The sequence below is a fragment of the Bradyrhizobium sp. MI1.7 genome, assembly GCF_055811795.1.
In genome coordinates, this window is sequence record NZ_JBVVPO010000006.1 from 70,513 (window position 1) to 90,603 (window position 20,091).

Annotated in this window: 18 protein-coding genes and 2 riboswitches; of the genes, 16 read left to right on the forward strand and 2 right to left on the reverse strand. The window is 66.2% G+C overall.

Translation table 11 applies throughout. The annotated features are described in order from the left end of the window. The first annotated feature begins 1 nt into the window (after position 1). Both AC0L3X_RS08830 and cobJ read left to right on the forward strand, forming a co-directional pair. Positions 2–733 (forward strand): precorrin-2 C(20)-methyltransferase, encoded by a 732-nt coding sequence (locus AC0L3X_RS08830; protein WP_063984432.1) that lies wholly within the window; start codon positions 2–4, stop codon positions 731–733. Further along, complete coding sequence (gene cobJ / locus AC0L3X_RS08835) at positions 730–1,464, forward strand: precorrin-3B C(17)-methyltransferase (RefSeq protein ID WP_063984431.1); 735 nt, start codon at positions 730–732, stop codon at positions 1,462–1,464. Before AC0L3X_RS08830 ends, cobJ begins: the two co-directional genes overlap by 4 nt. On the opposite strand, the gene AC0L3X_RS08840 is transcribed toward cobJ, so the two are convergent. Then, positions 1,440–2,186, reverse strand: a complete 747-nt coding sequence (locus AC0L3X_RS08840; RefSeq protein WP_063984430.1) for a cobalt-precorrin-6A reductase — start codon at positions 2,184–2,186, stop codon at positions 1,440–1,442. The two genes, cobJ and AC0L3X_RS08840, sit on opposite strands and share 25 nt — an antisense overlap. On the opposite strand from AC0L3X_RS08840, the gene AC0L3X_RS08845 reads away from it, so the two are divergent. The 8 genes from AC0L3X_RS08845 (at position 2,185) to cobT (ending at position 9,387) form a co-directional block, all read left to right on the forward strand. Next, positions 2,185–3,366 (forward strand): bifunctional cobalt-precorrin-7 (C(5))-methyltransferase/cobalt-precorrin-6B (C(15))-methyltransferase, encoded by a 1,182-nt coding sequence (locus tag AC0L3X_RS08845; protein ID WP_063984429.1) that lies wholly within the window; start codon positions 2,185–2,187, stop codon positions 3,364–3,366. The two genes, AC0L3X_RS08840 and AC0L3X_RS08845, sit on opposite strands and share 2 nt — an antisense overlap. Next, complete coding sequence (locus AC0L3X_RS08850) at positions 3,363–3,731, forward strand: cobalamin biosynthesis protein (protein ID WP_354131495.1); 369 nt, start codon at positions 3,363–3,365, stop codon at positions 3,729–3,731. The genes AC0L3X_RS08845 and AC0L3X_RS08850 overlap by 4 nt, the downstream gene beginning before the upstream one ends. Further along, positions 3,728–4,510 (forward strand): precorrin-4 C(11)-methyltransferase, encoded by a 783-nt coding sequence (cobM, locus tag AC0L3X_RS08855; protein WP_063984427.1) that lies wholly within the window; start codon positions 3,728–3,730, stop codon positions 4,508–4,510. Before AC0L3X_RS08850 ends, cobM begins: the two co-directional genes overlap by 4 nt. After that, on the forward strand, positions 4,510–5,820 hold the full coding sequence (locus AC0L3X_RS08860; protein ID WP_063984426.1) for a cobyrinate a,c-diamide synthase: 1,311 nt from the start codon (positions 4,510–4,512) through the stop codon (positions 5,818–5,820). The genes cobM and AC0L3X_RS08860 overlap by 1 nt, the downstream gene beginning before the upstream one ends. Continuing rightward, positions 5,817–6,548 (forward strand): uroporphyrinogen-III C-methyltransferase, encoded by a 732-nt coding sequence (cobA, locus tag AC0L3X_RS08865; RefSeq protein ID WP_063984425.1) that lies wholly within the window; start codon positions 5,817–5,819, stop codon positions 6,546–6,548. The genes AC0L3X_RS08860 and cobA overlap by 4 nt, the downstream gene beginning before the upstream one ends. Positions 6,549–6,593: 45 nt before the next feature. After that, a riboswitch (cobalamin riboswitch) is annotated at positions 6,594–6,811 on the forward strand. Positions 6,812–6,848: 37 nt separating this feature from the next. Beyond that, a complete protein-coding gene (locus AC0L3X_RS08870) occupies positions 6,849–7,526 on the forward strand; it encodes an energy-coupling factor ABC transporter permease (protein ID WP_063984424.1) in 678 nt (225 codons plus the stop codon). A gap of 48 nt (positions 7,527–7,574) precedes the next feature. Next, positions 7,575–8,324, forward strand: a complete 750-nt coding sequence (cobF, locus tag AC0L3X_RS08875) for a precorrin-6A synthase (deacetylating) (RefSeq protein WP_063984423.1) — start codon at positions 7,575–7,577, stop codon at positions 8,322–8,324. 10 nt (positions 8,325–8,334) lie between these two features. After that, positions 8,335–9,387, forward strand: coding sequence for a nicotinate-nucleotide--dimethylbenzimidazole phosphoribosyltransferase (gene cobT, locus AC0L3X_RS08880; protein WP_063984422.1), 1,053 nt, complete (start codon positions 8,335–8,337; stop codon positions 9,385–9,387). A gap of 6 nt (positions 9,388–9,393) precedes the next feature. Here cobT and AC0L3X_RS08885 read toward each other — a convergent pair whose 3' ends face one another. Continuing rightward, positions 9,394–9,966: a histidine phosphatase family protein gene (locus AC0L3X_RS08885; RefSeq protein ID WP_063984421.1), complete on the reverse strand. Its 573-nt coding sequence runs from the start codon at positions 9,964–9,966 to the stop codon at positions 9,394–9,396. Between the two features lie 71 nt (positions 9,967–10,037). Further along, a riboswitch (cobalamin riboswitch) is annotated at positions 10,038–10,239 on the forward strand. 117 nt (positions 10,240–10,356) lie between these two features. Between AC0L3X_RS08885 and AC0L3X_RS08890 the strand changes: the two genes are divergently transcribed. The 6 genes from AC0L3X_RS08890 (at position 10,357) to pdxR (ending at position 19,760) form a co-directional block, all read left to right on the forward strand. After that, positions 10,357–12,729, forward strand: coding sequence for a TonB-dependent receptor (locus AC0L3X_RS08890; protein WP_231144489.1), 2,373 nt, complete (start codon positions 10,357–10,359; stop codon positions 12,727–12,729). Between the two features lie 12 nt (positions 12,730–12,741). Then, positions 12,742–14,163 carry a PepSY domain-containing protein gene (locus tag AC0L3X_RS08895; protein ID WP_473316370.1) on the forward strand — a complete coding sequence of 474 codons (1,422 nt, stop codon included), beginning with the start codon at positions 12,742–12,744 and terminating at the stop codon, positions 14,161–14,163. Positions 14,164–14,284: 121 nt separating this feature from the next. Beyond that, entirely contained in the window at positions 14,285–15,025 is a 741-nt protein-coding gene (locus tag AC0L3X_RS08900; protein ID WP_063984418.1) for a maleate cis-trans isomerase family protein, read from the forward strand. Between the two features lie 11 nt (positions 15,026–15,036). Next, on the forward strand, positions 15,037–16,446 hold the full coding sequence (gene hydA / locus AC0L3X_RS08905) for a dihydropyrimidinase (protein ID WP_354131515.1): 1,410 nt from the start codon (positions 15,037–15,039) through the stop codon (positions 16,444–16,446). Between the two features lie 179 nt (positions 16,447–16,625). Next, complete coding sequence (locus AC0L3X_RS08910; protein ID WP_038934240.1) at positions 16,626–18,059, forward strand: NAD-dependent succinate-semialdehyde dehydrogenase; 1,434 nt, start codon at positions 16,626–16,628, stop codon at positions 18,057–18,059. Between the two features lie 153 nt (positions 18,060–18,212). Then, the gene (gene pdxR, locus AC0L3X_RS08915; RefSeq protein ID WP_354131496.1) at positions 18,213–19,760 is read left to right on the forward strand and encodes a MocR-like pyridoxine biosynthesis transcription factor PdxR; all 1,548 of its coding nucleotides are present in this window, start codon (positions 18,213–18,215) and stop codon (positions 19,758–19,760) included. Positions 19,761–20,091: the final 331 nt, after the last annotated feature.

Here is a 20,091-nt window from a genome sequence, read left to right on the forward strand (position 1 = left end):
CATGGGACGCATCATCTGCTGCGGTCTCGGCCCCGGCGATCCTGATATGATGAGCGTGCGCGCCGATCGGACGGTGCGGGCTGCGAAGCATGTCGCCTATTTTCGCAAGAAGGGCCGGCCCGGCCAGGCGCGGCGGATCGTCGAAGGCATGTTGGCTTCCGACGTCACCGAATACGCAATGGAATATCCTGTTACGACGGAGCTCGCTTTCGATAGCCCGGAATATGTGCAGCTCCTCGCCAGCTTCTACGACGAATGGGCGGAACGGCTGGCGCGGCTTTCGCGGGCGGTCGATGTCGTCGTGCTCTGCGAGGGCGATCCTTACTTTTACGGCTCCTTCATGCATCTGCACACGCGCCTGCAAGGCCGTGTCGAGATCGAGGTGATCGCGGGGATTCCCGGCATGGTCGGTTGCTGGAACGGCGTCGGACAGCCGATCGCGCTTGGCGACGACGTGACGACGGTGCTGATGGGGACGCTCGCCGAAGACGAACTCGAGCGGCGCATGCGCGATTCCGATGCGCTGGTCATCATGAAGACCGGCCGCAATCTCGCAAAGGTGCGTCGCGCGCTGGCTTCCGCCGGCCGGCTGGACGATGCCTGGCTGGTCGAGCGCGGCACCATGCCGGGCGAGCGCGTGGTGCGGCTCGCCGAGATCGATGCCGCCGACTGTCCATATTTTGCGATCGTGCTCGTGCACGGCAAGGGCCGGCATCTGGACGCCGCCGAATGACGGGCACGCTGACCATCGCGGGCCTCGGGCCGGGCAGCGATGCGCTGGTGACGCCCGAGGTCTCCGCCGCCCTTGCCGCCGCCACCGACATTCTGGGCTATGCGCCCTATGTTGCGCGCGTGCCGCCGCGGGCAGGGCTCACCTTGCACCCCTCTGACAATCGCGAAGAGCTGCAGCGCGCAAGCGAGGCCCTGCGGCTTGCGGCCGAAGGCGGGCAGGTCGTCGTCGTCTCCTCCGGCGACCCCGGCGTCTTCGCGATGGCGTCGGCCGTATTCGAGGCGCTCGAACAGGCGCCGCAATGGCGCGAGCTTCCCATTCGCGTTTTGCCTGGTATCACAGCGATGCTGGCGGCAGCCGCGCGCGCTGGTGCGCCGCTCGGCCATGATTTCTGCGCGATCAATCTCTCGGACAATCTCAAGCCGTGGGCGGTGATCGAGAAGCGCCTGCGGCTGGCCGCGGAAGCCGATTTTGCCATTGCGATGTACAATCCGCGCTCGGCAAGCCGGCCGGAGGGTTTTGGCCGCGCGCTTGCGTTGTTGAAGGACGCCGGCTGCGGCGAGCGCCTCGTGATCTTCGCGCGCGCGATCAGCGCCGCCGATGAAAGGATCGAGACCGTCACGCTGAACGAAGCGACGCCTGAGATGGCCGACATGCGCACGCTGGTGATCGTCGGCAATTCGCAGACGCGCCGCGTCGGCCGCTGGGTCTATGCCCCGAGGCAGGCGCGATGACCGAGCCACTGCATGATCTCGGCCACGCTCTCAACCCGCTGGCGATCGGGCAACTCGGGCCGCGCGATCACGATCACGGGCAGGCCGAGCATGCGGGCCGCGTCGATCTTGGCGCGTGCGCCGTCGCCGCCGGAATTGCGGGCGACAATCCATGCGATGCCGCGCGTGCGCATCAACTCGAGCTCGCCGTCGAACGTGAACGGCCCGCGCGACACGATCACGTCCGCAGCGAAAGGCAGCGGTGCTTCGGGCGGATCGACGAACCGCAGCGTGTAGGTGTGCTGCGGCTTGCTCGCGAATGGCGCGATGTGCTGCCGGCCGATGGCGAGGAACATTTTTGCCGGCGTCTCGGGCAGCGCAGCGACCGCGGCGGTGACGTCGGCGACTTCGATCCAGTTGTCGCCGGGCGCCTTCGTCCAAGGCGCGCGCTCGAGCGCGATCAGCGGCGTGCCCGTTTGCGCGCACGCCTGGACCGCGTGGCGGCTCATCTCGGCAGCGAAGGGATGTGTGGCGTCGATCACATGCGTGATGCGCTCACCGCGAATATAGTCCGCAAGCCCGCTCACGCCGCCGAAGCCGCCGATGCGGGTCGGCAGCGGCTGATCGGCGGGCGCGCGAGTGCGACCGCCATAGGAATACACGGCGTCGATGCGCGCGCGTGCGACTTCCGCGGCGAGCAAGCTCGCATCGGCGGTTCCGCCCAGAATGAGGGCGCGCGTCATGGCTGATCCCTGGCTGACCATCATCGGTATCGGCGAAGATGGCCTTGCCGGGCTGTCCGAGGCAAGCCGAAAGGCGCTTGCCAAGGCAGAAACTGTTTTTGGTGGCGAGCGTCATCTCGCGCTTGCTGATGTGGAGGGGCGCGGTCGCCCGTGGCCGGTGCCGTTCGACGCAGACATCGTGGTGAGCTGCCGCGGCCGGCCGACGGTGGTACTCGCCTCCGGCGATCCGTTCTGGCACGGTGCCGGTGCAAGTCTCGCCGAGAAGCTCGATGCCAACGAGTGGATCGCGCATTCGGCGCCATCGACCTTCTCGCTCGCCGCCGCGCGGCTCGGCTGGCGCCTCGAAGCCATTGCCTGTCTCGGGCTTCATGCCGCGCCGTTCGAGCGTCTCGTGCCGTATCTGGCGCCCGGTGCGCGCATCATTTGCCTCATGCGTGACGGCAAGGCGGCCGGTGATCTCGCCAAATGGCTGAGCGAGCGCGGGTGGGGCGCCTCGGCGTTCTGGACTCTCGCCGCGCTCGGCGGGGCGCGCGAAAGCATCGCTGAGCATCGTGCCGACGGCTTTGCGGGCGATCTCGCCGAAAACCTGGTCGCAGTGGCCGTCGAGGCGAGGGGCGGGCAAGGCATTCCCCGCAGCTCCGGCCTGTCCGACGATCTCTTTGCTCACGACGGCCAGATCACCAAACGGCCGGTGCGCGCGCTGGCGCTCTCGGCGCTGGCGCCGCGTCCCGGCGAGCGGCTGTGGGATATCGGCGCGGGTTCTGGCTCGATCTCGGTCGAATGGGCGCTGTGCGGCGGGACGGCGAGCGCCATCGAGGCGCGCGAGGATCGTGCCGCGAATATCCGCAGCAATGCAACAGCGTTCGGATTGGCGCATCGGATCACCGTCATCACGGGGAGCGCGCCCGAAGCTCTTGCCGGACTGGAAGCGCCGGACGCGGTCTTCATCGGTGGCGGTCTCGATATCGAGATGTTCGATGCCATCTGGTCACGGCTTGTGCCGGGTGCTCGGCTCGTCGCGCATGCGGTGACGCTGGAAACGGAAGCGCTGCTCGGCGAGCTGCACCAGCGCCATGGCGGCGAGTTGATGCGGGTCGAGATTGCCCATGCCGCGCCGCTCGGCCGCTACCGGTCCTGGGAAGCGTCGCGGCCCGTGGTGCAATGGAGTGCGGTTCGATGAAAGTCGCCGGACTCGGATTCAAGAAGGATGTCACGCTGGCTTCGCTGCGCGAGGCGATGCTGGCGGCCGGTGGTCCCGAGGGCCTTGCGGCGGTCGCGACTGTTAGCGACAAGGCGGAAGCGGAGCCGCTCAAACAGCTCGCGCGCGAATGCGGCGTGCCGATCAAGGCAGTCTCGGCTGAAGCGTTGGCTAACATCCACACGCCGACGCAGTCAAAACTCGTCGCGGAAAAGTTCGGCACGGGCTCGGTCGCTGAAGCCGCTGCGCTCGTTGCGGCTGGCCCTCGCGCGCGATTGATTGCGACGCGGGCGGTCTCGCGGGATCGCACCGCGACCGCCGCGATCGCGGAAGGAGACGGCGCATGACGGTGCACTTCATCGGTGCCGGGCCGGGCGCTCCGGATTTGCTGACGTTGCGCGGACGCGACTTGATCGCGGCCTGTCCGGTCTGCCTCTATGCGGGCTCGCTGGTGCCCGAGGGCGTGCTGGCGCATTGCCCGCCCGGCGCCCGCATCGTCAACACCGCACCGCTGTCGCTCGACGAGATCATCGCGGAGATCGCTGCCGCGCATTCGGACGGCAAGGATGTTGCCCGCTTGCATTCGGGCGATCTCGCGATCTGGTCGGCGATGGGCGAGCAGCTTCGCCGCCTGCGCGCGCTCGGTATTCCCTACACGGTCACGCCGGGCGTGCCGTCCTTCTCGGCTGCAGCAGCTGCACTAGAGGCTGAGCTGACGCTGCCCGGTCTTGCCCAGTCAGTGGTGCTGACGCGCACGCCGGGCCGCGCCAGCGCGATGCCTGAGGGCGAAAAGCTCGCAGCGTTCGCCGCCACCGGAGCGGTGCTCGCGATCCATCTGTCGATCCATCTGCTCGACAAGGTCGTCGCAGAGCTCACGCCGCATTACGGCGCGGATTGCCCCGTCGCGATCGTCTGGCGTGCGAGCTGGCCGGACCAGCGCATCGTTCGCGCCACGCTGGCGACGCTCGATGCCGCCGTCGGCACCGAGATGGAGCGCACGGCGCTGATCCTGGTCGGCAAGACGCTTGGTGCTGCGGATTTTGACGAGAGCCGTCTCTATGCCGTCGACTACGACCGCCGCTATCGGCCGGTCGGTGCCGATCCGCGCTTTCCGGAGGCATCGTGATGCCGGCAGGGCTCGTCATCTCCGCGCCGGCCTCCGGCGTCGGCAAGACCACGCTGACGCTGGCGCTGGCGCGCGCCTGGCGCAATCGCGGATTGAACGTGCAGTGCTTCAAGAGCGGGCCCGATTATATCGATCCCGCCTTCCATGCCGCTGCGACGGGGCGCGCTTCCGTCAACGTCGATAGCTGGGCGATGGATCGCGGGGCGATAGCTCATCTCGTCGGTCGCGGCACTGATGCCGATGTCGTGCTCGCGGAGGGCTCGATGGGCCTGTTCGACGGCGTCGCCGCGCGCGGCGTCTCCGGCACCGGCGCCACCGCCGACATTGCTGAGATGCTGGGCTGGCCGGTGCTGCTGGTGATCGATCCCTCCGGACAGGCGCAGACGGCGGCGGCGATCGCCGCAGGCCTTCGTGACTATCGCGCCGGTGTGCGCCTTGCCGGCGTGGTGCTCAACCGCGTCGCCAGCCCACGTCATGAAGATCTCGTGCGGCGTGCACTCAACGACGCCGGCATCGCCGTGTTCGGCGCGCTGCCGCGCCATGCCGAGATCAGCCTGCCGAAACGGCATCTCGGCCTGGTGCAGGCCGAGGAGCAGGCCGAGATCGGCAAGCTGATCGACGAAGCCGCGCGCTTCGTCGCCGAGCATGTCGATCTCGATGCGGTGCTGCGATCGGCAGCGAGCTGGTCGCCGCAACCGGCGGCAAACGGCATGAATGTGACGCCGCCCGGGCAGCGCATTGCGTTGGCCCGCGATGCCGCGTTCTCCTTCATCTATCCGCACATGCTGGAAGCCTGGCGCGCGGCGGGCGCCGAGATATCGACCTTCTCGCCGCTTGCCGATGAAGCGCCTGACGCGAGTGCCGATGTCTGCTGGCTGCCCGGCGGCTACCCTGAGCTGCACGCGGGGAAGATCGCGGCCAATGCTCGCTTTCGCGACGGTCTGCGTGCCTTCGCTGACAAACGGCCGGTGCACGGCGAATGCGGGGGCTACATGGTGCTGGGAACCGCTCTGACCGACGCCGACGGCGTCCGTCATGAGATGACGGGCCTGCTCGGACTGGAGACGAGCTTTGCCAAGCGCCGCATGCATCTCGGCTATCGTCTCGCTGCGCTCGCCGCGCCGATGCCGGGCCATCAGGCCGGCGCGCGCCTGCGCGGTCATGAGTTCCACTATTCGACGATTATCGCGCAGCCGGATACGCCGCTGGCGGTCGTGCACGATGCAACAGGCGCGGTCATCGCCGAGACCGGCTCGCGCCGCGGTCATGCCACCGGCACGTTCTTCCATCTGATCGCGGAGGATCGGTGAGCGGTTTTGTCACTTTCATCTCGGCCGGCCCCGGCGACCCGGAGCTCCTCACGCTCAAAGGTGCCGCGCGGCTGCGCGATGCCGACGTCGTGCTCTATGACGACCTCGCCTCCGGTGCGATCCTCGATCTGGCCCGGCCCGGCGCCAATCTCGTCGCGGTCGGGAAGCGGGCAGGGCGGCCCTCGACCAAGCAGCACCACGTCAACCGCCTGCTGGTCGACTATGCCGCGGCTGGTGTCCGTGTGGTGCGGCTGAAATCGGGCGATGCGGGTATCTTTGGCCGGCTCGAGGAGGAGCTGGAGGCGCTGCGCGAAGCTGGCATCGGCTACGAGATCATTCCCGGAATCACCTCGGCCTGTGTCGCCGCTGCGCAAGCCGGCATTCCCCTGACCCGGCGCCACACCTCGCGCCGGGTGCAGTTCGTGACCGGGGCCGATGTCACCGGCGAGCTGCCGCAGAATTTGAACTGGGCGGCGCTGGCTGATCCCGAAGCGACCACCGTGGTCTATATGGGCCGGCGCACCTTTCCGGCGCTTGTCGCAAAATTGATCGAGCACGGCCTCGCGCCTGATACCCCGGCGCTGTTCGCCGAATCCCTCGGTCGTCCCGACGAGCGGCTGGTCCGCACCACCATTGCCGAGCTGGCCGAGCAACTTGCGCGGGGCGGCGCTGCCTCGACGGCCGCCGTGATCCTGTTCGGCGCACTGGCCGGGGATTATCCGTCATGACCGTCCCGGCCGCCCTTCGCCCCTTGACGCCCGGCTGGCGAAAGGGGCACACAGGAGATGCATGGTGCTCGAGGCGGCGCAAACCGCCGGAGCATAATCGGGAATGGGGGTGGGCGGACAGTTGCGCCGCCCAAAACCCCAGCCGCCCCCGCGACTGTAAGCGGTGAGGGACTCCGATCAGCCACTGGGCCGCAAGGCCCGGGAAGGCCGGAGAACCCCAGTGAACCGCGAGCCAGGAGACCGGCCGTGCATGTCTTGTGGCCAAGGCCGTCGGGTGTGACGGCAGGAAGGAACTGAACCATGCATATCGAACCCGGAGTCGTATCGGGCGCCAAGCTCGTGTTGAGTTACGCAACCGGCATCGCCGTCGGCGGCGTTGCGCTGAAGCTCGCGGTCGAGACCGTGCGCGAGCAGGGCATCACGTCGTTCGCGGCGCGGACGCTCGCCACCACGGGCCTCGTGTTCGTCTTCTTCGAGATCCTGCCGCACTTCCCGGTCGGCGTCTCCGAGGTGCACTTCATCCTCGGCTCGACCCTGTTCCTGCTGTTTGGGGCAGCGCCCGCGGCCTTCGGCCTTGCGTTCGGACTGTTGTTCCAGGGCATCTTCTTCGAGCCGCCCGATCTGCCGCAATTCGGCATGAACGTCACCACGCTGCTGGTGCCGCTGTTCGGGATCCAGGCGATCGCCGCGCGGATCATTGCCCGCAACACCGCCTATGTCGATCTCAGGTATCGCCAGGCGCTGGCGCTTTCGACCACGTATCAGGCCGGCGTCATCGCCTGGGTCGCGTTCTGGGCGCTCTATGGCTCGGGCTTCGGTGCGACCAACCTCGTCAACATCGCGACCTTCGCGGCCTCCTACGCGCTCGTCATCGTGATCGAGCCGCTGGCCGACCTCGGTGTGCTGGCGCTGGCGAAGTCGCTGCGCGGCGTCACCGCGCCCGGCCTCGTTACCCCGCGTTTGCATAACGCGGCTTGAGAGAGACAAGCGAACGGGCGGCCGTGATGGCCGCCCTTCGCACTCACGATGCTCACGCTCTCCCTGATAGGCATCGGTTGCGGCGATCCCGAGCAGCTCACGCGCGCCGCCGTTCAAGCCATCAACGCGGCCGATCTCATCCTGATCCCGCGCAAGGGGACGGCGAAGTCCGATCTCGCAGATCTCAGGCGGACGATCTGCGCGGATGTGCTCACCAATCAAACGACGCGCATTGCCGAGTTCGATCTTCCCGTGCGCGATGCCGGTGAAGCGGATTATCACAAGGGCGTGGACGATTGGCACGAGGCCGTGGCCGCGGCCTGGTCGCAGACGATCGCCAGCCATCTCGGTGATGATGGCAAGGTCGCGCTGCTGATCTGGGGCGATCCTTCGCTCTACGATTCCTCGCTGCGCATTGCGCGGCGGCTCGATCCCTTGCCTGATATCGAAGTTGTGCCCGGCATCACCTCGATCCAGGCGCTGTGCGCGGCGCATGCGCTGCCGCTCAACGACATCGGCGAACCCTTCCTCGTCACGACGGGGCGCCGCTTGCGCGAGGGCGGCTGGCCGCAAGGCGTCGATACCGTGGTGGTGATGCTCGACGGCGGCACGGCGTTCCAGTCGCTCGATCCTGCGGGGCTGCACATCTGGTGGGGCGCTTATCTCGGCATGCCCGATCAGATCGTCATGTCGGGCGTTCTGGCCGAGATCGGCCCGCACATCATCGCCGCGCGACAGGATGCGCGCGAGCGGCACGGCTGGATCATGGACAGCTACATTCTCAAGCGCAGGCCGTAAGCGAGGCAGCATGCTCCCTGAATGGGTCACCCGGAAATGCCCCGATGTCTCCGCTGTCCATCGCGAGGCGGCGCTCGCGCGTCAGGCGCAACTGACGAAGCCGGCTGGCGCGCTCGGCCGGCTGGAGCAGCTTGCGGTCGAGCTTGCGGGCCTGCAGGCGACCGAGCAGCCGCGTGCCGCGCGGGTGCCGATCATCGTCTTCGCCGGCGATCACGGCATCGTCGCGCAGGGCGTGTCGGCCTATCCGCAAGGAGTGACCATCGCGATGATGGCGAATTTTGCCTCGGGCGGTGCCGCGATCTCGGTGCTGGCGCGTGAGCTTGGCTCAAACCTTGAGGTCGTCGACGCCGGTACGCTGGCACAGGAGGAGATGGCAGGAATCGTCACCGACAAGCCGCGCAGCGGCACGCGCGACTTCAGCGTGGAAGCCGCGCTCACCCCCACGGAGCTGGCATTCGCCTTCGAAGCCGGTCAGCGCGCAGTCGCGCGCGCAGACGCCGGCAGGCCCGATCTCCTGATCTTCGGCGAGATGGGCATCGGCAATACCACGACGTCGGCGGCGATTGCGGCGAGCCTGCTTGGCATCAGTGCCGAGGAGATCGCGGGCAGCGGTACCGGCGTCGATGCGGCCGGCCGTGCGCACAAGGCGCGCGTGATCGACGCTGCGATCGTGCGGCATGGCGTTGCAGGTGCTTCGCCGGAAAAGATCCTGTGCGCCGTCGGCGGCCTCGAAATCTCGGCGATCTGCGGCGCCATCATTGCGGCTGCACAAGCCCGCATTCCCGTGTTGATCGATGGCTTCATCGTATCCGTGGCCGCGTTGGCGGCGGTGCGGCTGAACCCGTCGTGCCAGCCATTCCTGCTGCCGTCGCATCAATCGGCGGAGCAGGGGCATCGGCTGGTGCTGCGCGCGCTGAACGTGCAGCCGTTGATCAGCCTCGATCTCAGGCTCGGCGAAGGATCGGGTGCCGCCATCGCGCTGCCGCTGGTGCGGCTCGCGTGCAGCCTTCACAACGGCATGGCGACCTTCGCGCAGGCCAACGTGCCGGATCGCCCGGCCTGATCCAGCTCAAGCCGCGCGCTGATTGACCGCGACGACGCGCCAGCCGGTGGCGAGCCGGTCGATCCGGGTCAGTGACAACGGATCGATCACGAAGCGCAGGGCCGCTTGTGGTGTCAGATCCAGAGCAATGCAGAGTGCGGCGCGGATCGTGCCGGAGTGCACGACGAGCGTTGCTGAGCCGGCGCCGATTTGCGCGAGACCCAGCCGGACGCGCGCGACCTGATCCTCAAAACTTTCGCCGCCCGGCGGCCGGCCGCGCGCCGGATTGCTCCAGAACTGCGCATAGGCCTCGCCGCCGGTCGCCGCGAGCTCGTCATGCCGCAGGCCGGTCCAGTCGCCAAAATCCTGCTCACTGAATTCGGGCACCAACGCGGGTTCGAGTCCCAGCGCGCGCGCCGTCTCAACCGTACGTCGCGCCGGGCTCGCCAAGCTCGCAGCATCTGGCGGAAGCCTCTGCCGCAACGCCTCCAGCTGCACGCGATCGCCGAGATCGGCGGGCGCGTCGGCTGCGTGGATCGTCCCTTTGGCGCCGTCGACGGGCGCATGCCGTATCAGCCAGAGGAAGGTCTCGCCTTCCATGCCTATCTCCAGGGAAGTTGGTCGCTGTGGTAATAACGTCGCACCGGCACATTGACTCTGTCTTGTCGGTAATCCTAGATGGCTTTGACGGTTTCCCCGAGTGGGGATGAAAAGGGAATGCGGTGCGGGGATTTTGTCCCCAATGCCGCGGCTGCCCCCGCAACTGTAAGCGGCGAATCTTGCGTCACGAGCCACTGGGTATCTCGGTCCCGGGAAGGCGATGCAAGGTACTGACCCGCGAGCCAGGAGACCTGCCGTCAGCCGTGGTCACACGCGAAGATGTCGGTCGGGGAGTACAGACATTCGGCTTCATCGGAAGGCTCATAAGCCGGAAGATGGGACCTTGGTTCGCGGTGACGTGCCACTGACGTCACACCGAGGTCCCGAACTGTGTCTTCCATTCGTCTTGTACGACCGCGTTGCTTCCTGCTCGCTTCCGCCGCGCTTACGTCATTTGCCACCCTCGATCTGCCTGCCGCCGTGGCGCAGCAGGCCCGCGAGCCGCTGCCGCCGGTCGAGGTGTCGCCCGCCCAATCCCGCAAACCGGCAAAGCCGGCGGCCCGGGACGCGCAGAGCCCACGCCGCGCAGCATCGCGCAGGCCAGCGGCCGCATCGGCCGCGGCCAAGCCCGTCGTGCCGACCGCGGCGGCGCAGACGCCGCTCAACACCAATGTGGTTGCCGAGAGCGCCTCGCGCCTCGGCCTGACCGTGCAGGAGACACCCGCGACCGTCGAAGTCATCTCGGCCGCGACCATGCGGGAGCAGGGCTATCGCACCGTGTCGGAGGTTGCGCAGGGCGCGGTCGGTGTCACCTCCGGCGACAATCCGGCCGAGCCCGCGGCTTTCTCCATGCGTGGCTTCACCAACAGCCAGATCAACATGCTCTACAACGGCATCAAGATCGGTCCGCAGAACATGACCTCGCGGATCACGGATACGGCCAATCTCGCAGCCGTGGAATTTTTGAAAGGTCCGGCCTCGCTGATGTCGGGCGAAGGTGCCGCCGGTGGCGCAATCAACTTGATCACGAAGCAGCCACACACCGGGCCGATCCGGAATGAAGCTGACTTTTCCTGGGATTCGCTCAACTCGTTCGGCGTCCATTACGGCTCGGGCGGCAGCACTAACGTGCAGGGGCTCGACTACCGCTTCGACATCAGCCGCGCCTCGCTCAATGGCTTTGCCGACGACACCAATACCAAGACGTTGGATGTGTCTGGCCAGCTCAATTACCGCATCTCCGACAGCCTCAAGATCTGGGGCGCGATCGAGTACCGGGAAGATCGCTCGAAGGCCTATTGGGGCGCACCGCTGGTACCGATCGCCTTCAGCGGCTCGCATGCGACGAGCGGCATTGTTTCGGGCAATTACGTCTCGAACTTCAACAAAACGAAGCTCGGTGCGATCACGATCGACGATCGTACCTTCAACACCAATTACAACGTTCTCGACAACCGCAACGTGGCACAAGAGGTGTGGCTGCGCGGCGGCTTCGAACTGAAGCTGGCGCCTGACCTGACGCTGAAAAGCCAAGCCTATGCCTATGGCGCGGAGCGTACCTGGTTCAACAACGAGATCGAGGCTTTCAATGCCAGTACGGGCCTGCCCAACTCGAACATGGTCGATCGCGAGCGCTTCTATGTTGCACATAGCCAACGCCTTGTCGGCAACATTACCGACCTGATTTGGGACGCTAATATCGCAGGCTTCGACAACCGCCTGGTCACGACACTTTCGTCCAGCTATCTCGATTTCGTCAGGCCAGGCGCGGCCAACTTCCCGGACGATTACGTCTCGCTCGTCAATCCCGACCGTGGCCTTTACGGCCTGCTCACGACGCAGCAACAGACCGCGCGCATCGACAACGAAGCGCTGTCGTTCGAGGACCGGCTGAAGCTCACGCGAACCTTCGCGCTGGTCGGCGGCCTGCGCGTCGAGCATATCGGGCTTGACCGCAACTCGACCGACTCCGCCGGGCTGGAAAAGGCGAACTTCCCGTTCTCGACGTCCTGGGTCCCGACGACGGGGCGTATCGGCTACACTTGGGAGGCCGTTCCGGGCCTGACCTTCTTCAGCCAGTATGCGACCGGCGCCGATATCTCGGCCAACAACATCTTCCTGCTCGGCCCGACCCAGCCGCTCGACCTGACCACCGCGCGCACCTATGAGACCGGCGTCAAGCACCTGTTCTGGGACAACAGGGCGGAGTGGTCGTTCTCGGCCTACGACATCCTGCGCAAGAACGTCTATGCAGCGGCCGGCGGCATGCAGCTCAACATCGCAGGCCGGCAGGAGTCGAAGGGCGTCGAGCTCGCCGCGGCCGTACGCCCGATCGATCCCCTGCGGCTCTGGGGCAACATCGCTTATGTCGATGCACGCTATGCCGACTACAATTTTGCCGGTGGTTCGTTCTCCGGCAACACGCCGCCGAACGTGCCGCGTGTCGTGGCCAATGCCGGTGCGTCGTACCGGTTCTTCACGCCCTGGCCGGTGGAGCTCGGCATCACGGGCCGCTATGTCGGCGACCGCTACAACACCGATGCCAACGTCGTGACGATGAAGGCCTACACCGTCGCCGACGTCTACGCCTTCGTCGACATCCCGAAGACGGTGTTCAACGCGGTCGACCAGGCCCGTCTGGGCTTCCGCGTGCGCAACATCACCGACAAGCGCTACGCGATCTGGGGCGATCCGTTCTATCCCGACCAGATCCTGCTCGGTGCGCCCAGGACCTATGAGCTCTCGGCCGCGTTCAAATGGTAGGGCGCTGACCACATGATGAACGCGATCGTGCTGCTGCATCGCTGGCTCGGGATCGCGTTCTGCCTGCTGTTCGCGATGTGGTTCGCGAGCGGAATCGTGATGCACTTTGTCCCGTTTCCGTCATTGACGGAGGCGGAGCGCTTTTCCGGACTTACGCCGGTTGATCGCGGAGAGGTGAGGATTACGGTCGCGGATGCCGTCGCCGCGAGCGAGATCGCGGACGCCACGCGCGTTCGCCTGGTCCAGCGGAGCGACGGGCCGGTCTATGTCGTGTCGGACCGGTCGCTTGTGGGCGCGGTCCATGCCTCCGACGGACGGGATGCATCGGTGACGTCCGCCGACGTCGCGGTCGGTATCGCGCGGGATCATGCCCGGCAACGCGGGCTCGATGCCGCGCGGGCGGCGATGATTTCGGGCGCGGATTATGATCAATGGAGCGTACCCAACGGCTTTGATCGACACCGGCCTCTGTTGCGCGTCGCTCTTGGCGATGCGGCCGGAACCGAGGCCTATGTCTCCTCGCGCACCGGCGAAGTCGTGCTGGATACGACCCGCAGCGAGCGCGGGTGGAATTGGGCCGGCAGCGTCCTGCACTGGATCTATCCGACGGTCCTGAGGAGCAACTGGTCCCTTTGGGATCAGGTGGTCTCGACATTGTCGCTGGTGGCTTTTATCGCCGCGACGCTCGGCGCGGTGCTCGGAATTACCAGGATCAGGATTCGAGGGCGTCGGGTCTCGTCGCCTTATCGCGGGTGGCACGCACTGCATCACATCATTGGTCTCGTCGCGACCGTTTTCGTGCTGACCTGGAGTTTCAGTGGCTGGCTCTCGATGGATCACGGCCGGCTGTTCTCGCGTGGGGAGCTGACCCCGACCGAAGCGGGCGTGGTGTATGCCACGCCTGACTGGACGACGGCCTCTCCGGTCGGTCAGCCGTCGGCTCGCGAAGTCGAATGGTTCGCCGTCAGCGGTGTCGTCTACCGGCGCGACCGGATCGGCCTCGCCAGTCAGACCTTGACCAAAACGGCGGAGGCGAGCCGCAGCGGGCCGGTGGCATTCCTCGGCGAGAAGGATGTCCATGACCTGACGACGCGCCTTGCGCCGGACTGTGGCGCCCCGTCCGTTCTTGCCGACAATGACGACTATCCCGCGCACTCGGCTGTCCCCGGAGCGCCCGTCTATCGCTCCCGATGCGGCGACCTCTGGTTCGACATCGACGGTGCCGACGGCCGCGTGCTGCAAAGACTGGATGCCTCGCGGCGGGCCTATCGCTGGTTCTATGGCGCGCTTCACACGCTCGATTTTCCCGTTCTCATGGCGCATCCGCGTCTGCGCGATATCATGGTCGTCGGGCTCTGCTTGCTCGGGCTGGCATTTTCCGTCACCGGCATCGTGATCGGCTGGCGGCGCTTGCGGTCGACGTTCGCGGCTTGAGCTGCGTATCGAGCAAATCATATGCGCCATGCAAATTGCGGGTTGCGCGGGCGATGGCAGGCGCGGATGATCGTCCGAGGGGGCGCAGCGGTGCGCTCTCTCAATGGGGCGATCGTGATCGATGTCAATTCAGCGCAAGCGCCTCGGCATGATGACCCCGTCGTCAAACTCGGTGCTGGAGCCCGTCACCAATTCCATGCTGCATGGCGTGGCCGGCGTCACCGCTCATTTTTCGCGCTTCCGCGTTACCGAGATCGCGCTCGATGCCGCGGCGCTGAACCAGTTCGATGCCTCGGTGATGCTGCCGGTGGCGGATCTGTTGGCGGACGCCAAGGTCGATGCCATTGCCTGGAACGGCACATCGGCAAGCTGGCTCGGTATCGACCGCGATCGGAGCCTGTGCGAAGCGATCGCGGCGCGGACCCATGTCCCGGCGACGACCTCCACGCTCGCCTGCATCGACGCGGTCCGCGCGCTCGGCGCCGGACGTGTCGGCCTGGTCTCACCCTATACGGACGACGTGCAACGGCGGATCGGCGATGGCTGGGCCGAGGAGGGGATCGCCCCTCACGCCGAGCGGCATCTCGGCCTGCGCGATAATTTTTCCTTCGGTGAGGTCACGCCCGCGACGATCGCCGACATGATCCGCGCGGTCGCGGCGGACGGTGCCGATGCCGTCGTCATTCTCTGCACCAATCTCGACGGCGCCGCGCTGGCTGCCGCACTCGAACGGGAGTTGGGCATCGCCGTGCTGGACTCGGTCGCGGTCACGCTGTGGCGGACGCTCGAGCTCGCCGGTGGCGACATCGCGGCCCTTGCGGCGTGGGGCCGGATCTTCCAGACATCAGCGATCATCAAGTGACGGAGACACCTGTGACGCAGCTCGATCTCGCCATTCGCGGCGGCACCATCGTGACGGCCAGCGACGAGTTTCGCGCCGATATCGGCATTCGCGACGGGTGCATCGTCAGCATCGCCGACCGCATTGAAGGTGCGGCGCGCGAGATCGACGCGACGGGTCTGCTGGCGCTGCCGGGCGGGATCGACAGCCACGTCCACATCTCCCAGGCCTCCGGACCCGACGTCGTGATGGCCGACGATTTTGCTTCGGCAACGCGCGCGGCGGCGGCCGGCGGCAACACCATGGTGCTGCCCTTCGCGCTCCAGGAGAAGGGGACGTCGCTGCGCACCTGCGTCGAGAACTACCGCAAGCTCGCCGAGGGCGAATGCTACATCGATACCGCCTTCCACCTCATCATCTCCGACCCCACCGCAGTCGTACTCGGGCAGGAGCTGCCGGCTCTCGTCAAGGATGGCTACACCTCGTTCAAGGTGTTCATGACTTATGACGACCTCGTGCTCAGCGACAAGCAGCTGCTGGAAGTGTTCGACGTCGCGCGCCGCGAGGAGGCGCTGGTCATGGTCCATTGCGAGGGTTACGACGCGATCCGCTTCCTCACCGCGAAGCTCGAACGCGAGGGCCATATCGCGCCCTATTATCACGGCACCTCGCGGCCGCAGGCCGTCGAGCGCGAGGCGACGCATCGCGCCATCAGCCATGCCGAGGTGATCGGCGTCCCCATCATGATCGTGCACGTCTCCGGGCGCGAGGCGATGGAGCAGGTGCGCTGGGCCCAGCAGCGCGGACTGCCGGTGCATGCCGAGACCTGCCCGCAATACATCACGCTGACGGCCGACGACATGAAAGGCCTGAACATGGACATGTCAGGCGCAAAGTATGTCTGCTCGCCGCCGCCGCGCGATGCCGAAAGCCAGCAGGCGATCTGGGAAGGCATCACCACCGGCGTGTTCCAGACCTTCTCGTCCGATCACTGCCCGTTCCGCTACGACGACCCCAAGGGTAAGCTGACGCCGAATTCCCGCACCTCGTTCCGCTGGGTGCCGAACGGCATCCCCGGCGTCGAGACCCGGCTGCCGATCCTGTTCTCGGAGGGCGTGTCGAAGGGGCGTATCAGCTTGCAGAAATTCGTCGAGCTGACCGCGACCAATCATGCGCGGATCTACGGGCTCTATCCGCGCAAGGGCTCGATCGGCGTCGGCTTCGATGCCGATATCGCGCTGTGGGATCCGAAGCTGACAAAGACGATTCAGCAGGCCGACCTGCACCACGGCGCGGACTATACGCCGTGGGAGGGCTTTGACGTCACCGGCTGGCCTGTCACCACCATCGCGCGGGGCCGCGTGGTGTACGAGCAGGGCAGGATCGTCGGCGACAAGGGTGCGGGCGAGGTGCTCAGCCGCGGCAAGTCGAGCCTGGTGTGACGGAAAAATAACCGCATCGGGACGACGCCATGTCGTCTGTTGCGCATACCATCCTCGCGCTGCTGCGGCATCATTGATCTCTTTTCGCCGGCCGCCTTTCGGTGTAGCTCTGCGCTCACTTATGAGGCGGCCGGGCGCCAATGCTGATCGCCGCCGAAATCATGCAGGAGACACCAGGGATGTACCCGAAAGTTCAGATGTTCATCGCCGGCGAGTGGACCGACGGCACTTCCGGCAAGTCGGAGGACATCCTCAACCCCGCCACCGGCCAGCCGATCGGCAAGACCCCTCACGCCTCGCGCCAGGACCTCGACCGCGCGCTGGAGGCCGCCAAGGCCGGCTTCGAGATCTGGCGCAAGACCTCGCCGTTCGACCGCTACAAGCTGATGCGCAAGGCCGCCGACATCATCCGCTCGCGCGCCGCCGAGATCGCACCCGTGATGACCATGGAGCAGGGCAAGCCGGTCGTGGAAGCCCAGGGCGAGACCATGCTCGCCGGCGACCTGATCGACTGGTTCTCCGAGGAAGCCCGCCGCGCCTATGGCCGCATCGTGCCGCCGCGGATGGGCAACGTCTCCCAGCTCGTGACCAAGGAGCCGGTCGGCCCGGTCGCCGCATTCACGCCCTGGAATTTCCCGATCAACCAGGCGGTCCGCAAGATCTCGGCCGCGCTTGCCGCCGGCTGCTCGATCATCGTCAAGGGCCCGGAAGAAACCCCGGCAAGCTGCATGGAGCTGGTGCGCGCCTATGCCGACGCGGGCATTCCGGCCGGCGTCGTCCAGCTGGTGTTCGGCGTGCCGTCGGAAGTGTCGGAATATCTCATTCCGCACCCGATCATCCGCAAGATCAGTTTTACGGGCTCGACCGCGGTCGGCAAGCATCTGGCCGCACTCGCCGGCCTGCACATGAAGCGTGTCACCATGGAGCTCGGCGGCCACGCGCCGGCAATCGTGTTCGCGGACGCGGACCTCGACAACGCCGCCAAGATTCTCTCGGCCAACAAGTTCCGCAATGCCGGCCAGGTCTGCGTCTCGCCGACGCGCTTCCTGGTGCATGAGAGCGTGTATCAGCCCTTCGTCGACAAGTTCGTCGCCGCCGCCAAGAGCCTGAAGGTCGGCAACGGCCTCGACAAGGACACCCGCATGGGTCCGCTGGCGAACCCGCGACGCGTCGACGCGATGGAGGGTCTGGTCTCCGACGCTGTGCAGCGCGGGGCCAAGGTGCAGGCCGGCGGCAAGCGCATCGGCAACGAAGGCTTCTTCTTCGAGCCGACTGTCATCACCGACGTGCCGCGCGATGCCCGCATTATGAACGAGGAGCCGTTCGGACCGCTTGCCCCGATCACCTCGTTCCGCAGCTATGACGAGGTGGTGGCCGAGGCGAACCGCCTGCCGTACGGCCTTGCGGCCTATGCCTATACGACCTCGACCAAGACGATGCAGGCGATCGGCTCCGATATCGAGAGCGGCATGGTCTCGATCAACCACCATGGCCTCGCGCTGCCGGAAGTGCCGTTCGGCGGCATCAAGGATTCCGGTTACGGCTCCGAAGGCGGCCTCGAGGCGATCGAGGGTTATCTCAACACGAAGTTCGTGACGCAGGCGAGCGCGTAAAGAAAAGTCGCGTTGTCATTCCGGGGCGCGCGAAGCGCGAACCCGGAATCCATCGCGCCGCGCGTAAAGAGGGAAAATGGATTCCGGGCTCGCGCCAAGCGGCGCGCCCCGGAATGACGGTGGATAGGACCTGCGTTGCCTGACGGGCGAGACATGGACAACAGCCGTCACCCGAGCAAGCGCGTGTCCCTTGCCGGGATGCATATCGACCGGAATTCGGCGGTGCCGCTGCATCTGCAGATCGCGGCGCACATCCGCGACGGCATTTTGCGCGGCGTCTTTCCGGCTGGAACGCAATTTTTGGGATCCCGCGAGATCGCGCGCGAATTGGGCTGCTCGCGCACGGTGGTGTTGACCGCCTGGGATCTGCTCTACGCCGAGGGCTATCTTGAATCGATGCCGCGCGGAAGTGTCATGGTGGCGTCCGTGGCGACCCCACATGCCGAGCCTGCGTCCGCGACCTCGTCTACGGCCAAGCCCGCCCACATGTCGGAGCGCTGGCGCTCGCTGCTTGCCTTCGACTACGAGACCAACTGGCCGTCGGAATTCAGCCCGGGCGCGCCTGATATCTCGACCTTCCCATTCAAGGACTGGTCGCGCCTGCTGCGCCAGTCCTGGCAAAATCCAAGGGAGCAGGAGTGTCTCGATCTTCCCTCGGAAGGCCATCCGCGCTTGCGGAGCGAGATCGCGAATTTCCTCGGCTCGGTGCGCGGGCTCGTTTGCTCGCCGGAAGAGGTCGTCGTCACCTCGGGCACATCGGGCGCGCTTGATTTCTGCAGCCGGATGATCCTCGATCCCGGCGACGAGGTCTGGGTCGAGGAGCCCGGCTTCGTCGAGGCCCGGTGGGCGCTGACGGCCGCTGGCGCGAAGCTCGTTCCCATTCCGGTCGATGACAAGGGCCTCGTCGTCTCAGAAGGGATCCGGCGCGCGCCGGGCGCGAAGCTGATCGTGGTCACGCCGTCGCATCAATATCCGCTCGGCGTCAGCATGGGGCTGGAGCGGCGGCTCGAGCTGCTCGATTGGGCCAACAAGAACGACGTCTGGGTGATTGAGGACGATTACAATTCGGAGTTCAGGCACCAGGACAGCATGATCGCCTCGTTGCGCTCGCTCGATCGCGAGGGGCGGGTGATCTATTTCGGCACCTTCTCGAAGATCATGATGCCGAATTTGCGGCTTGGCTACATCGTCGCCAACAGGCATTTCATCGAAGGCTTTTCCAGGGGCCGCGCGCGTATCGATGTGCACACCTCCGGCATCGGTCAGCTCGCGCTGGCCGAGTTCATGCGGGAAGGGCACCTGCTGCGGCATCTGCGCGGGATGCGGCGGATCTACGCCGCACGCCGGAAGGCACTGATCGATGCGATCACAGCGCTGATGCCTGACGATCTCACCGTATCCTCCGCCGTCACCGGATTGCATCTGGTGGCGCTGTTCACTGAAGCAATGCAGGCACGCATGAGCGACCGCGAGGCGGCCGCGGTCCTGAATCAGGCCAGCATCCACGTCCAGCCGCTCTCGCAAAACTTTCTGGAGCAGCCGACGCGGCAGGGCCTGGTGTTCGGCTACGGGCGGCTGCGGGTCGAAGATGCCTCGCCGCTGCTTGCGAGAATCGCGGCTTGTATCGGCAGCGGCTGCCGCAGTGCATCATCGGACCCGCCAATATCCTCCCTTACTGTTCGTACAATAAAGAGAAGCTGAGCCGACCGTCGTGCATAGCTCGTAGGCATGCGACTATCCCGCATCGCCGTTCAACCGCCTGGAAATTAGACAGACGTTTTTGAGTGCTCCGATTGCAGTGCAGCGGGCGTCACGATTTGCACGGAGAAATCCGTGGTGCACTGCACGTTTGTCGCGCGGAACGGTTGGCGTTCGTGTGCTCTCTGCGCGGGCATGGCTGCACCAAAACGTGCAGCCGGTGTTGCACCGCGTGATGCCGGTCCTGCGCTGGTCTAGTGGTTTGCGACAACTCTGGCCCTATCCCGAGCCCATCGCTCTGTCGCACGCTCGCAGGCGGTGGCATGACAGGGGA